The following is a 13,322-nucleotide window of genomic DNA, read 5'->3' as shown; positions in this document are numbered from 1 at the left end:
CGGCCTTTTCGCCCGGCTGCCGGTGTGGTCCCGACCACTTACCACGTCTGGCAGCCCTCGCGTCAGTTGGACCCCGCCACCTTGGGCTGCTGCTCTTCGTACATCAGCAGCGGAGGTGCATCGCCGTTGATCGTATTTTCATCGATCACCACCTTCTGCACGCCCTTGTAGTTGGGCAGGTCGTACATGACGTCCATCAGCGACTGCTCCAGGATCGAACGCAGGCCACGGGCGCCGGTCTTGCGGCGGATCGCCTTGCGGGCGATGGCGCTCAGCGCACCCGGGCGGATTTCCAGCTCGACGCCTTCCATAGCCAGCAGCTTCTGGTATTGCTTGACCAGCGCGTTCTTGGGCTCGACCAGGATCTGCATCAGCGCGGCCTCGTCCAGCTTGGACAGCGTGGCGACCACCGGCAGGCGGCCGATCAGTTCGGGGATCAGGCCGAACTTGATCAGGTCTTCCGGCTCGGTCTGCGGCAGCACTTCGCTGGCGTCGCGCTCTTCCTTGCTCTTGACCTGCGCGGCAAAGCCGATGCCGGTCTTGTCCGAGCGCTGCATGATGACCTTCTCCAGGCCATCGAAGGCGCCGCCGCAGATGAACAGGATATTGGTCGTGTCCACCTGCAGGAAGTCCTGGTTCGGATGCTTGCGGCCACCTTGCGGCGGCACCGATGCCATGGTGCCTTCGATCAGCTTGAGCAGTGCCTGCTGCACGCCCTCGCCCGACACGTCGCGGGTGATCGACGGGTTGTCGGACTTGCGCGAGATCTTGTCGATCTCATCGATGTAGACGATGCCGCGCTGCGCCTTCTCGACTTCGTAGTTGCAGTTCTGCAGCAGCTTCTGGATGATGTTCTCGACGTCCTCGCCCACGTAGCCGGCTTCGGTCAGCGTAGTCGCGTCGGCGATCACGAACGGCACGTTGAGCAGGCGCGCCAGCGTCTGCGCGAGCAGCGTCTTGCCCGAGCCGGTCGGCCCGATCAGCAGGATGTTGCTCTTGGACAGCTCGACATCGTCCTTCTTGCCGAGGTGCTTGAGGCGCTTGTAGTGGTTGTAGACCGCCACGGCCAGGATCTTCTTGGCCTGTTCCTGGCCGATCACATACTGGTCCAGGCTTTCGCGGATCTCGTGGGGCGTGGGGAGGTCCGAGCGCGCGGCCGCGGCGGCGTCTTTCTCGGATGCCGTGGCCTCGTCGCGAATGATCTCATTGCACAGGTCGATGCATTCGTCGCAAATGAACACCGACGGGCCGGCAATCAGCTTCTTGACCTCATGCTGGCTCTTGCCGCAGAAGGAGCAGTACAGAAGCTTTTCGCTGGATGAACCTTTTTTGTCCGCCATAGGAATCAGTCACTTATGCAGGGCGCACACCGCGGGGCGACAGGCTCCCCAGCGATACGCTTCAAACGCATCATACGCCAAAACAATTGGCACCACCGGCGGTTCCCCCCGGCTGTGGGGCAAAAGCAAAAAACGAGGCACGGGGCCTCGTTCCGGTGTAGCCTTCGCCATTTGAGCCCGTGCCAGCCTGGCCGGCCGCCGCTGCGGATTGCGCCACGGCGGCCCGCTGCATCAGCCGCGGCGGGCGAGGACCTTGTCGATCAGGCCGTAGTCAACTGCCTGGTCGCCGCTCATGAAGTTGTCGCGATCGGTATCGCGCGCAATCTTCTCGACCGGCTGGCCCGTCACCTCGGACAGGATGGTGTTGAGCCGCTCGCGCAGGTACAGGATCTCGCGCGCCTGGATCTCGATGTCAGAGGCCTGGCCGCGCGCGCCGCCCAGCGGCTGGTGGATCATGATGCGCGAGTTGGGCAGCGCCGAACGCTTGCCCTTGGCGCCAGCCGCCAGCAGGAACGCGCCCATGCTTGCCGCCATGCCCATGCACAGCGTGGACACGTCCGGCTTGATGAACTGCATGGTGTCGTAGATCGCCAGCCCCGCCGATACGGAACCGCCCGGCGAGTTGATGTACAGCGACACGTCCTTGTCGGGGTTCTCGCTCTCGAGGAACAGCAGCTGGGCCACCACCAGGTTGGCGGTCTGGTCGTTGACCTCGCCCACCATGAACACCACGCGCTCCTTCAGCAGGCGCGAGTAGATGTCATAAGCGCGCTCGCCCCGGCCGGACTGCTCGACGACCATCGGCACCAGCCCCAGGCCCTGGGTTTCCAGTGCCGAAGCCTGCGTGGTGGCGAGACGGTCAAGCAAATCATTGCGGGTCATGCATGTTCTCCATGGATTCGTCGGATCGCAAGGCAATCCGGGGTAACTCGGGAAGCTGCCCCCGCCCCACGCCGTGGCGCGGGGCTGCGGGTCACTTCCGGCCTCAGGCTTGCTGCTGGTTGCCTTCGGCGGTGAGTTCCTCGAAGGACACCTTCTTGTCGGTGACCTTGGCCTTGCCGCATACGAAATTTACCACGTTGTTTTCGAGCACGTAGGCTTCCATTTCGGCCAGGCGCTGCTGGTCGCCGTAGTACCAGCGCATGACTTCCTTCGGGTCTTCGTAGCTCTTGGCGAAGTCCTCGATCTCGGCCTTGATCTGGTCAGCCTTGGCTTCCAGGCCGTTGGCCTTGACGATCTCGGCCAGGATCAGGCCCAGCTTGACGCGGCGCTCGGCCTGCTGCGCGAACATCTCGGCCGGGATCGGCATGTCCTTGGCGTTGGGCATGCCACGCTGCTCCAGGTCGCGGCGGGCCATTTCCACCAGGCGTTCCTGGTCCTGCTCGATCAGGGCCTTGGGCACGTCCAGCTCGCTGGCCTTCAGCAGCGCTTCCATGACCTGGTCCTTCAGCATGGAGTGCGTGCGGCGCTTCACTTCGCGCTCGAGGTTCTCGCGGATGTCGGCGCGCATCTTCTCGACGCTGCCGTCGGCGATGCCCAGCGACTTGGCGAAGGCATCATTGACTTCCGGCAGGTGCGCCCACTCGATCTTCTTCAGCGTCACGGTGAACTCGGCGGTCTTGCCGGCCACTTCCTTGCCGTGGTAGTCCTCCGGGAAGGCCAGCGGGAAGGTCTTGCTTTCGCCGACCTTCAGGCCCAGCGCGGCCTGCTCGAACTCGGGCAGCATGCGGCCTTCGCCCAGCACGAACGGGAAGTCCTCGGCCTTGCCGCCGGCGAACTCTTCACCGTCGATCTTGCCGACGAAGTCCAGCGTCACGCGGTCGCCGTTCTGGGCGGCGACGTCGGCACCGCCGTCGCCATGCTCGCCGGCTTCGCCGCGGGCGTGGTAGTGCACGCGCTGCTTGCGCAGGATGTCGATGGTCTTGTCGACTTCGGCATCGGTGATTTCAGTGCCGGTGCGGGTGACTTCGGCAGCCGACAGGTCGCCGATGGTCACTTCCGGGTACACCTCGAAGGTGGCGTCGAAGGCGACTTCGTCCTCGCCCACGCCGTCGTTCTTGATCTCGAACTTGGGCTGGCCGGCAACCTTGACGTCCTGTTCCTTGGTGATGTCGAAGAACTTGCGCGCGGCCTTGTCGAAGCGCACTTCGAACTCGACCTGCTGGCCGTACTGCTTCTCGACCATCTTCATCGGCACCTTGCCCGGACGGAAGCCCGACATCTTCACGGTCTTCGACAGGCGAACCAGGCGCTCCTGCTTTTCCTTCTCCACTTCGGCCTTGGGGATGGCCAGGGTCACCTTGCGGTCCAGCTTGCCGAGGTTCTCAATCACGTTCGACATGGTCGTAGATCCAATCCAGAAAATGTAGTTGTGTTCGTAGGTGCTACCGCTTGCGCATGTACCGCCCGCTTTACCGCCACGGCGCCGTCACGACAGGACGGCCGGGCGGCGCACCGGCGAACGGGAAGCTCCGCGCAAACGGAAAACGGGGATTATCGCACGGTTTTCATTCGCTTCCGGCAGATTTTGCCCGGAACGGGCCTGGAACCGCCCGCCGGACCCACGGCGCTATCCCGTGTGCCCGTGACGCAGCGCGCGCAGCAGCAGGCGTGCCGGATCCATCGCATCGGCCAGGTCCGACTCCAGCGGCAGCGGCTCGCCCTCGATCTGGCTGGCCAGCAGTTCCGCGCCCAGCGCTGCCCAGGTGAGGCCGCGCGAGCCATATGCAAGGGCGGCGTAGAGCCCGGGCATGCGCGGCAGGTCCCGCAAGTGCGCGCCGCGCAGCGATGCGGCCTGCGCCAGTGCGGCGGCCTCGTCAGGGACCTGGCCGACCAGCGGCAGCCGGTTGTGCGTGACCGTGCGCACGCCGACATAGCCGGAGAGCGTCGCGGGATCGATGGCGGCCACGGCATCGGCCTGGCGCGGCAGCATGCCGGACAGGCGCGCCAGGTTGGCCGCGTGGACCGCCGGCTGCTCCACCAGCGGGCCCTCGTCGGCGTCGTAGCTGGAGCCGACCCGGCCAGCGCCGTCCGCGGTGCGCGGCAGCAGGTAGCCGGCACCAGTCACCACGCAATCCGGCCAGCCGCCGAGCGCATCCACCTGCGCGGATGCCAGCGCGGTCAGCTGCCCGCGCACGCGCCGCATGGTCCAGTGCTGCTGCGGCAGCAGTTGCTGCGCCTCATGCGCGTTGGCCAGTACCAGCACCGGCGCCGATGCCAGCACTTCGCCGTCCTGCCCGAGCGCCTGCCATTGCCCGTCGACGCGCGCGATTGCAGCAACCCGGCAGCCGAAACGTGCCGTCACCGCAGCGCCCGCTTGCGCCAGCTGCGCCGAGCAGATGTCAGGCGGCGCCACCCAGCCGCCTTGCGGGAACCACAGGCCGCCACGCGGCACGCCGGCATGGTGGGCCGCTGCCGCCTCTTCAGCGCTCATCCAGCGCACGAACCCTTCCGGCAAGCGCATCGCCGCCAGCGCGGCGCGCTGGGCCTCGCCCTCGGCTTCGTCCTCGCCGATCTGCAGCACGCCGCAGCCATGCCAGCCGACCGCATGGCCGGCCTCGGCCAACTCCGCCCAGGCACGCAGCGCGTACTGGTTGCCGGTGCGCGACAGCCGCGACAGCAGGCTGTCGTCGGCGGACAAATGTGCGTGCATGGCCGCCGCGCGATGCGCCGAGGTCTGCCGCGCCGGCCCGTCGTGGCCATCGAACAGCGTCACGCGCCAGCCGCGCGCGGCCAGCCGTTCGGTCACGGCGCAGCCGGCCAGGCCGGCGCCGATCACGATGGCATGGCGCTCGGCCCATTGGGCCGGCAGTGGCGGCGCATGGCGGCGCGCTTTCCATTGCGGGCGGAAGCTCGCGACGGTCATTTGCCACTTGCCGCCAAAGCCGGGCGCCCTGCTGACTTCGAAACCGACCTCCTTGAGCCCGCGCCGCACAAAGCCCGCGGCCGCCCACGTGGCCAGCCTGGCGCCTGGCCGGGCCAGCCGCGCCAGTCCGCGGAACACTTGCGGCGACCACATCTCCGTATTGCGCGCCGGCGCGAAACCGTCCAGGTAAAAGGCATCCGCGCCGGCCGCCAGCCGCGGCAGCATCTGCTCGATATCGCCCAGTGCCAGCGTCAGCACCACGCGCCCGCCGTCGAAGGCCAGGCGGTGCAGGCCCGGCAGCGCCAGCGGCCATTGCGCCTGCAGCGCCTGCGCCAGCGGCTGCAGCCCGTCCAGCCCGGCGTGCAACTGCGCCAGCCCTTCGCGGGTGAACGGGTGCTTTTCGATCGAGACGAAATGCAGCGTGCCGCAGCGCTGGGGATCATCGCGCCACGCCTGCCAGGTAGCCAGGAAATTCAGCCCCAGGCCGAAGCCGGTCTCGACGATGACGAACTGGCGCTGACCGACCCACGCCTGCGGCAGGCCGTTGCCACCCAGGAAGACATGGGCGGCCTGCGCCAGCCCGCCTTCGGTGCTGTGGTAGACGTCGTCGTAGCGGGGCGAATACGGGATGCCTTCGGCAGAAAGGATCGGCTCGGCGGGCTCTAGTGCGCGCGGCATGGGACAGGAAATTCGGCGAAAAGCAAAATGCCCGGGCGGATTCGCCGGGGCGTGGGAGCGGGCTTGGTAATTCGCGCCGGATGGTAGCATAGCGGCCTTCCCGCAGACCGCATCGCCCTGCCCCTTGATTTGCGCCGTCCAGGCGCCCCGCTCCACATGCTCAGCTACCGTCACGCCTTCCACGCCGGCAACCATGCCGATGTCCTCAAACACGCCGTCGTGGTGCAACTGCTTGAGCACCTGGCGCAGAAGGACAAGGCGTTCTGGTATATCGACACCCATGCCGGTGCCGGCCTTTACGCGCTGGATCACGCCTACGCGCAGAAGAAGGCCGAATTCGAAACCGGGATCGCACCGCTGTGGCGTGCCGCCGCCAGCGGCACCCAGCTGCCGGCGATGCTGGACGAATACCTGGACCAGGTGCGCGCGCTCAACCCGGACGGCAACCTGCGCCACTACCCCGGCTCGCCCTGGCTGGCCTGGCAGATGCTGCGCGAGCACGACCGGCTGCGGCTGTTCGAGCTGCACAGCACCGAGATCCAGGTGCTGCGCGACAACTTCCGCGGCGCCGGGCGCCGCGTCATGCTGTACGACGGCGACGGCTTCGGCGGCATCAAGGCCATCCTGCCTCCGCCGCCGCGCCGCGCGCTGGTGCTGGTCGACCCGTCCTACGAGGACAAGCAGGACTACGCCCGCACCGTGCAGACCATCCGCGACGGGCTGGAGCGTTTTGCCACCGGCGTCTATGCGGTCTGGTACCCGCAGGTGCAGCGGCGCGAATCGGCGCAGCTGCCGGTGCAGCTCAAGGGCCTGCCGCTCAAAAGCTGGCTGCACGTGACCCTGACCGTCAGGCATCCGGTCGAGGGCGGCCTGGGCCTGCATGGCAGCGGCATGTTCATCGTCAATCCGCCGTGGCGGCTGAAGGAATCGCTGCAGCAGGCCATGCCGGTGCTGACCGACCTGCTCGGCCAGGACGATGGCGCAAGGTTCACGCTCGAAGCCGAGGAGAACTGAGGCGGCGCACCAGCCAGTCCAGCGCCATGCCCGCGGCCAGGCCGACGCTGTCGGCCAGCAGGTCGAGCCAGTCGGCCTCGCGGTAGCCGGTCTGCCCCTGCAGCAGTTCGATCAGCGCGCCGTACGCCACCAGCCCCAGCAAGACGGCCCAGCCACGGCCGCTGTAGGCGCGCCGGCCCAGCACGCCCAGCACCGCGAACGCCAGCATATGGTTGGCCTTGTCCCAGCCGGTGGTCGGCAGGGGCTGCGTCGGCGGCATCAGCGACAGCGCCAGCACCGCGGCCGCGCAGCCCCAGAACAGCAGGCGCCAGCGCAGCGGGGTCAGGGTCGGGACGGCAATCATCGGCATGTGTGCGTCATCTGGAAAGCCGACAATATATCCCTGCCGCCTGCCGCAGGCACCGGAGCCCCCGGCGGGGCTGGATTCCCCCCGCGCCTTGCGCTACAATCCGCAGCCTCGTTGCACTACAGGCGCAAGCCATGCCGACACCACGGTTCGGCGGCCAGAGCCGGCAGAGCGGACAGAAGAAAGGCGGGCAGTTCCAGCCGCCTTTTTTGCTTTCCTGTCCGGCGCAAGCCAGCGAGCATCGCGGCCGCCCGCCCGGGCAGCGCCGCAAGGACCGCGAGGGTGGCGAAATTGGTAGACGCACCAGGTTTAGGTCCTGACGCCAGCAATGGTGTAGGGGTTCGAGTCCCCTCCCTCGCACCACCCGCCCTTCTAGTGGCGGGCTGACAACTTCCGTTTCCCAATCCCCTTCGGCACGCTTTTTCCGGCAGGCACCCCCGCGCCGCGGCACTTTCCAGCCTGCGCCAGTGACGGTATCATTTCGCCATCGTATCGATAATCGATACATATGTATATTGGTGCAATACTCACTCATCGTGGTGCAGCCATCCCGTGGATGGTGCCGCCCGGTCCCTTCGCCCGCGACGCAACTATGCCGTCAAAACCCGTCCCGCCACCCGCGCCCGACCGCGACAACCCGCTGTTCAACCAGTCGCTCGAAAAAGGCCTCGAAGTCCTGCGCGCCTTCAACGGCGTCCACCGTACGCTGACCCTGTCGGAACTGGCCGCGCTGACCGGCATGAACAAGAGCTCGGCGCAGCGCACCATCCATACCCTGGAAGCGCTGGGCTATGTCGACAAGCACCCGCAGACGCGGCGCTTCCGGTTGACGCCGCGGGTGATGGAGATCGGCTACAACTATCTGGCGGCCGATGCGCTGATCCCGGTGGCCAGCCCCTACCTGTCGCAGCTGGCCGCGGCCAGCGGCGAGACCGCCAACCTGACCGAGCCGGTCGGGCTGGACATGGTCTACGTGGCCCAGCTGATGACCGCCAAGCACATGCCGGTGCTGACGCCGGTGGGCATGCGCATCCCGATGTATTGCACCAGCTCCGGCCGGGCCTACCTCAGCACGCTGCCCGACGAGCAGGTCCTGGCGATGCTGGAGCAGTCGGCACGCGTGGCGCGCACGCCCGCGACGCTGACCGGCGTGGATGCGATCTTCGAGCGCGTGGCGGCGTGCCGCCGGCTGGGCTACGCCAGCAATGAAGAGGAACTGTTCATCGGCGACATGGGCCTGGCCGCGCCCATCGTCAACAGCCAGGGCGTTGCGGTCGGCGCGGTGCACGTGTCGCCGCCGGCCAGCCGCTGGGGCATGGCCGAGGCGCAGAAAAAGCTGGCGCCACTGGTGATGGAATGCGCGCGGGCGATCTCGCGTTCGATCGCACACTGAGGCCCGGCACGGCGAAGGCAGGCCAACTCGCGCAGGGGTGGTAGAACACCTGAGTGCCAGTGCCTTTCGCGGACCCTTGCCGCGATCTATGCTGAAGGTGTCGGAGCGGCACCGAGCCGTTCCGGCATCTTCACCTCAGCCCTGATCGGAGGGCATATGAAATTCCCTGCCTTGCTGTTGGCAGCGTCGATGGCCGCTGGCTGGTCATCGCTCGCCTATGCTGCCGGATGCCAGTACGACATGCAGTGCAAAGGAGAGCGGATCTGCCAGCAAGGGCAGTGCGTCTTTCCTGATGCGGAAGAAACCGCGGAAGCCGGTGGGCCGGCGCCGCTGCCGGCGACCAAGCGCACGCCAGCGCCGCCGCCAGCCCGCGGGTGCTGCACCGTGGCAGGCAAGCTCAAGCTGTCACCGGCCGCGGCCTCGGATACCAGCCTGGCGAGCGGCGATGCGTGCCAGGGGCTGACCGCCTCGGGCAAGCCGGTTCCCGGCACGATCTGCAACTAGCCTCTGGATCTGGCGCGGGCGCCTAGCGCGCGTGCGCCAGCATGGCCTGCAGCAGCACGTTGGCGCCCGCCTCGACATGCTCGGGCAGCGCGTCTTCCAGCTCGTTATGGCTGATGCCGTCCTTGCACGGCACGAAGATCATGCCGGTGGGCGCGCGCCGCGCGACGTAGACCGCGTCGTGGCCGGCGCCGCTGACCACGTCCATATGCGGCAGGCCCAGCGCCGTGGCCGCGCGCCGCACGCTGTCAACGCATTCGGGCGCGAACACGCACGGCTCGAACTTCACCACCTGGCGGATCTCGACCTCCACGCCGGCGGCCACAGCAATGCCTTCGAATGCCGCCTGCATGGCCGCGTGCATGCGGTCCAGCCCGGCCTGCGACAGGTTGCGGAAGTCGACCGAGAAATCGACCCGGCCCGGAATCACGTTGCGCGAGTTCGGCGTGACCTGCAGATAGCCGACCGTGCCGCGCCCGTGCGGTGCCTCGTCGCGCGCGATCCGGTTGACCGCCTCGACCATGCGCGCGGCCGCCAGCATCGCGTCGTGGCGCAGCGCCAGCGGCGTCGGGCCGGCGTGCGCGTCCATGCCGGTCACGGTCACGTCGTACCACTGCTGGCCCAGCGCGCCCGAGACCACGCCGATCGGCAGGCCGGCCGCCTCCAGCACCGGCCCCTGCTCGATATGCGCCTCGAAGTAGGCCGCGAACATGCCGCCCGGCACCGCGCCCGCCGGCTGCGCGCCGCGGTAGCCGATCGCCGCCAGCGCGTCGCCCACGCTGACGCCATCCACATCGGTCTGGGCGCGCGCAAAAGCCGCGTCGAACTCTCCGGCAAATACGCCCGAGCCCATCATCACCGGCGTGAAGCGCGTGCCCTCCTCGTTGGTCCAGAACGCGACCTCCAGCGGCGCGCGCGTGACGATGCCCAGGTCGTCGAGCGTGCGCATGACTTCCAGGCCGGCCAGCACGCCGAAGTTGCCGTCGAACTTGCCGCCCGAGGGCTGGGTGTCGATATGGCTGCCGGTGGCCACGGCGCGCGCGTCGGGGTCGCTGCCGGCGCGGCGCGCGAAGACGTTGCCGATCTCGTCGACGCGCACGTCGAGCCCGGCCTCGCGGCACCACTGCACCACCAGGTCGCGCCCCTTGCGGTCGGCTTCGGTCAGCGCGATGCGGCACACGCCGCCCCTGGGCGTGGCGCCGATCGCGGCGAGGTCCATCAGCGATTGCCACAGGCGGGCGCCATTGATGCGGGGAAGGTGTAGCTGGTCCATGTCTGGTTGCGGGTGGGGTGAGGGAGAGGAAACGGCAGCAGGTTCAGCAAGAAGCAGACCACCGTAGCCGGCACTTCGGCCCGTATTCCCGGCCCTGCCACCGTGGCACATGACTTGCTTTGCAGACATCCGTCCCCTCAAGCCAACCCAGGAGCAAGCCTGTGCACCACGATCCCTCCCTTCTCGCGAAAGGTCTCAAGTCAGCTGCCTCGGTCATGAGCGCCGCCGTGCTGTCGCTGCTCGCGCTGCCCGGTGCCGCCCATGCCGACAAGGTGCTGCGCATCGGCATGACCGCCGCCGACATCCCGCGCACGCTCGGCCAGCCCGACCAGGGCTTCGAGGGCAACCGCTTCTCCGGCATCCCGATGTACGACGGCCTCACCCAATGGGACCTGTCCCGGGGCAACGGCCCCAGCCTGCTGATCCCGGGCCTGGCCACCGAATGGAAGGTCGACGCCGCCGACAAGACCAGATGGGTGTTCAAGCTGCGCCCCGGCGTCAAGTTCCACGACGGCACCCCGTTCAACGCCGATGCCGTGGTCTGGAACGTCGGCAAAGTGCTGGACAAGACCGCCAGGCAGTTCGATCCCAGCCAGGTCGGCGTGACCGCCTCGCGCATGCCGACGCTGCGCACGGCCAAGAAGATCGACGACCTCACCGTGGAGCTGGTCACCTCCGAGCCGGATTCGTTCCTGCCCTACAACCTGACCAACCTGTTCATGGCCTCGCCCACGCAGTGGGAGAAGAAATTCGCCGCGGTGCCGGCCTCGGTCACCGATCCGGTCGAGCGCTCCAAGCAGGCCTGGGTCGCGTTTGCCGCCGATGCCGCCGGCACCGGGCCGTTCAGGATGAGCCGCTTCGTGCCGCGCGAGCGCCTGGAAGTGGTGCGCAATGCGCAATACTGGGACACGAAGCGCGTGCCAAAGATCGACAAGGTGGTGATGGTGCCGATGCCCGAGGCCAACGCGCGCACCGCCGCGCTGCTGTCGGGCCAGGTCGACTGGATCGAAGCCCCGGCACCCGACGCCATCGCCCAAATCAAGAGCCGCGGCTTCCAGGTCTATGCCAATGCGCAGCCGCATATGTGGCCGTGGCAGCTGTCGTTCGCGCCCGGCTCGCCATGGCTGGACAAGCGCGTGCGCCAGGCCGCCAACCTGTGCGTCAACCGCAGCGGGCTGAAGACGCTGCTGGGCGGCTACATGGCCGAGGCCAAGGGCATCGTCGAAGCCGGCAACCCGTGGTGGGGCAATCCCAAGTTCGATATCAAGTACGACCCGGCCGCTGCCAAAAAGCTGATGCAGGAGGCCGGCTACTCCGCCGCCAAACCGGTCAAGGTGAAGGTGCAGGTGTCGGCGTCGGGTTCCGGCCAGATGCAGCCGCTGCCGATGAACGAATACGTGCAGCAGAACCTGAAGGAGTGCTTTATCGACGTCGACTTCGACGTGGTCGAGTGGAACACCCTCTTCACCAACTGGCGCGTCGGCGCCAAGGACGCCAGCGCGCACGGCGCCAATGCCATCAACGTCAGCTTTGCGGCAATGGACCCGTTCTTCGCCATGGTGCGCTTTGTCAGCACCAAGACCCAGCCGCCGGTCTCGAACAACTGGGGCTACTTCGGCAATGCCGAGTTCGACAAGCTGATCGAGAACGCGCGCACCTCGTTTGACGAGAAATCGCGCGACGCGGCGCTGGCCAGGCTGCATGCCCGCATCGTCGAGGAGTCGCCGTTCGTGCTGATCGCGCACGACGTCGGCCCGCGCGCGATTTCGAAGAAGGTCAAGGGCGTGGTGCAGCCGCAGAGCTGGTTTATCGATATCGCGACGATGTCGATGGACTGATCCCGGCCGCGCCCGACGGACGCCGCGCGGCAGCCCCGCCGCCGCGCGGCCCGGCAATCCCGCCCGGTCTTCCCCGCGTGCCGCGCACGGCGCACGCACGCCCCAACTTGCCGGATCCTCCCATGCAATACCTGTTCCGCCGCATCCTCTATGCCATCCCCATCCTGCTCGGGGTGGCGCTGCTGTGCTTCTCGCTGGTCCATATCGCCCCCGGCGATCCGCTGGTGTCGGTGCTGCCGCCCGACGCCTCGGAAGAGCTGCGCCGCCAGCTGACCGCACTCTATGGCTTCGACAAGCCCTTCCTGGAGCAATTCGTGCACTGGCTGGGCCGCGCGCTGCAAGGCGACCTGGGCACGTCCATCGCCACCAGCCGCCCGGTGATGGCCGAAGTCGGCGCCGCCGTGGTCAATTCCCTGCGCCTGGCCACCGTGGCCACGCTGATCGGCTTCAGCTTCGGCTGCCTGTTCGGCTTTGTCGCCGGCTACCTGCGCGACTCCGTGGCCGACCGCACCGCTTCGCTGCTGTCGGTGCTGGGCGTCAGCATCCCGCACTACTGGCTCGGCATGGTGCTGGTGATCGCATTCTCGGTGCTGCTGGGCTGGCTGCCGGCTACCGGCGCCGGGCCGGGCGGTTCGGGCGACTGGGCATGGGACTGGGAGCACATGCAGTACATGCTGCTGCCGGCGGTGACCATGTCGGTGATCCCGATGGGCATCGTGGCACGCACGGTGCGCGCGCTGGTGGCCGAGATCCTGGCCAACGAGTTCATCGTCGGCCTGCGCGCGCGCGGCCTGTCCGACCTGGCAGTGTTCCGCCATGTGCTCAAGAACGTGGCGCCGACCGCGCTGTCGGTGATGGGCCTGCAGCTGGGCTACCTGCTGGGCGGCTCGATCCTGATCGAGACCGTGTTCTCGTGGCCCGGCACCGGCTTCCTGCTCAACTCCGCCATCTTCCAGCGCGACTTCCCGCTGCTGCAGGGGACCATCCTGGTGCTGGCCGTGTTCTTCGTGCTGCTCAACCTGCTGGTCGATGCGCTGCAGACGCTGTTCGACCCGCGCATCCAGCGCAACTGAG

At 67.7% G+C, this 13,322-nt stretch carries 11 protein-coding genes and 1 tRNA gene; 6 read left to right on the top strand and 6 right to left on the bottom strand.

Going from position 1 to position 13,322, the window contains the following annotated elements:
• Positions 1–62: 62 nt before the first annotated feature.
• From clpX to mnmC, 4 genes are all read right to left on the bottom strand, one after another.
• The gene (gene clpX, locus AC1Q6V_RS19620) at positions 63–1,340 is read right to left on the bottom strand and encodes an ATP-dependent Clp protease ATP-binding subunit ClpX (protein ID WP_010810087.1); all 1,278 of its coding nucleotides are present in this window, start codon (positions 1,338–1,340) and stop codon (positions 63–65) included.
• A gap of 231 nt (positions 1,341–1,571) precedes the next feature.
• Positions 1,572–2,222, bottom strand: coding sequence for an ATP-dependent Clp endopeptidase proteolytic subunit ClpP (gene clpP, locus AC1Q6V_RS19615; protein ID WP_011615108.1), 651 nt, complete (start codon positions 2,220–2,222; stop codon positions 1,572–1,574).
• Between the two features lie 103 nt (positions 2,223–2,325).
• Positions 2,326–3,681 (bottom strand): trigger factor, encoded by a 1,356-nt coding sequence (gene tig / locus AC1Q6V_RS19610; protein ID WP_010810089.1) that lies wholly within the window; start codon positions 3,679–3,681, stop codon positions 2,326–2,328.
• Between the two features lie 228 nt (positions 3,682–3,909).
• Positions 3,910–5,883, bottom strand: a complete 1,974-nt coding sequence (mnmC, locus tag AC1Q6V_RS19605) for a bifunctional tRNA (5-methylaminomethyl-2-thiouridine)(34)-methyltransferase MnmC2/FAD-dependent 5-carboxymethylaminomethyl-2-thiouridine(34) oxidoreductase MnmC1 (protein WP_439668767.1) — start codon at positions 5,881–5,883, stop codon at positions 3,910–3,912.
• A gap of 156 nt (positions 5,884–6,039) precedes the next feature.
• Here mnmC and AC1Q6V_RS19600 point away from each other — a divergent pair, with 156 nt between their 5' ends.
• Positions 6,040–6,897: a 23S rRNA (adenine(2030)-N(6))-methyltransferase RlmJ gene (locus AC1Q6V_RS19600; RefSeq protein WP_010810091.1), complete on the top strand. Its 858-nt coding sequence runs from the start codon at positions 6,040–6,042 to the stop codon at positions 6,895–6,897.
• Here AC1Q6V_RS19600 and AC1Q6V_RS19595 read toward each other — a convergent pair.
• On the bottom strand, positions 6,872–7,246 hold the full coding sequence (locus tag AC1Q6V_RS19595; RefSeq protein WP_010810092.1) for a VanZ family protein: 375 nt from the start codon (positions 7,244–7,246) through the stop codon (positions 6,872–6,874). The genes AC1Q6V_RS19600 and AC1Q6V_RS19595 overlap by 26 nt on opposite strands.
• 273 nt (positions 7,247–7,519) lie before the next feature.
• On the opposite strand from AC1Q6V_RS19595, the gene AC1Q6V_RS19590 reads away from it, so the two are divergent.
• The 3 genes from AC1Q6V_RS19590 (at position 7,520) to AC1Q6V_RS19580 (ending at position 9,140) form a co-directional block, all read left to right on the top strand.
• Positions 7,520–7,606: transfer RNA gene (locus AC1Q6V_RS19590), tRNA-Leu, on the top strand.
• A gap of 229 nt (positions 7,607–7,835) precedes the next feature.
• Positions 7,836–8,636: an IclR family transcriptional regulator gene (locus AC1Q6V_RS19585; protein WP_454750821.1), complete on the top strand. Its 801-nt coding sequence runs from the start codon at positions 7,836–7,838 to the stop codon at positions 8,634–8,636.
• Positions 8,637–8,792: 156 nt separating this feature from the next.
• Complete coding sequence (locus AC1Q6V_RS19580; RefSeq protein WP_011615103.1) at positions 8,793–9,140, top strand: hypothetical protein; 348 nt, start codon at positions 8,793–8,795, stop codon at positions 9,138–9,140.
• 22 nt (positions 9,141–9,162) lie between these two features.
• Here the strand turns inward: AC1Q6V_RS19580 and AC1Q6V_RS19575 are convergent, their stop codons facing one another.
• The gene (locus AC1Q6V_RS19575; protein WP_010810095.1) at positions 9,163–10,410 is read right to left on the bottom strand and encodes a Zn-dependent hydrolase; all 1,248 of its coding nucleotides are present in this window, start codon (positions 10,408–10,410) and stop codon (positions 9,163–9,165) included.
• A 215-nt stretch (positions 10,411–10,625) separates the two neighbouring features.
• On the opposite strand from AC1Q6V_RS19575, the gene AC1Q6V_RS19570 reads away from it, so the two are divergent.
• Positions 10,626–12,248, top strand: coding sequence for an ABC transporter substrate-binding protein (locus AC1Q6V_RS19570; protein ID WP_454750820.1), 1,623 nt, complete (start codon positions 10,626–10,628; stop codon positions 12,246–12,248).
• 122 nt (positions 12,249–12,370) lie between these two features.
• Complete coding sequence (locus AC1Q6V_RS19565) at positions 12,371–13,321, top strand: ABC transporter permease (protein ID WP_010810097.1); 951 nt, start codon at positions 12,371–12,373, stop codon at positions 13,319–13,321.
• The last annotated feature ends 1 nt before the right edge of the window (position 13,322 follow it).

The sequence above is a fragment of the Cupriavidus sp. GW823-FHT07B10 genome, assembly GCF_058794355.1.
Note: the sequence above shows the minus strand (reverse complement) of the source record. Positions and strands in the feature narration are given on the sequence as shown.

Bases quoted from the DNA above. Each gene is read 5' to 3' on its own strand.
- clpX (WP_010810087.1), bottom strand. From the start codon at position 1,340: ATGGCGGACAAAAAAGGTTCATCCAGCGAAAAGCTTCTGTACTGCTCC.
- clpP (WP_011615108.1), bottom strand. From the start codon at position 2,222: ATGACCCGCAATGATTTGCTTGACCGTCTCGCCACCACGCAGGCTTCG.
- tig (WP_010810089.1), bottom strand. From the start codon at position 3,681: ATGTCGAACGTGATTGAGAACCTCGGCAAGCTGGACCGCAAGGTGACC.
- mnmC (WP_439668767.1), bottom strand. From the start codon at position 5,883: ATGCCGCGCGCACTAGAGCCCGCCGAGCCGATCCTTTCTGCCGAAGGC.
- AC1Q6V_RS19600 (WP_010810091.1), top strand. From the start codon at position 6,040: ATGCTCAGCTACCGTCACGCCTTCCACGCCGGCAACCATGCCGATGTC.
- AC1Q6V_RS19595 (WP_010810092.1), bottom strand. From the start codon at position 7,246: ATGCCGATGATTGCCGTCCCGACCCTGACCCCGCTGCGCTGGCGCCTG.
- AC1Q6V_RS19585 (WP_454750821.1), top strand. From the start codon at position 7,836: ATGCCGTCAAAACCCGTCCCGCCACCCGCGCCCGACCGCGACAACCCG.
- AC1Q6V_RS19580 (WP_011615103.1), top strand. From the start codon at position 8,793: ATGAAATTCCCTGCCTTGCTGTTGGCAGCGTCGATGGCCGCTGGCTGG.
- AC1Q6V_RS19575 (WP_010810095.1), bottom strand. From the start codon at position 10,410: ATGGACCAGCTACACCTTCCCCGCATCAATGGCGCCCGCCTGTGGCAA.
- AC1Q6V_RS19570 (WP_454750820.1), top strand. From the start codon at position 10,626: ATGAGCGCCGCCGTGCTGTCGCTGCTCGCGCTGCCCGGTGCCGCCCAT.
- AC1Q6V_RS19565 (WP_010810097.1), top strand. From the start codon at position 12,371: ATGCAATACCTGTTCCGCCGCATCCTCTATGCCATCCCCATCCTGCTC.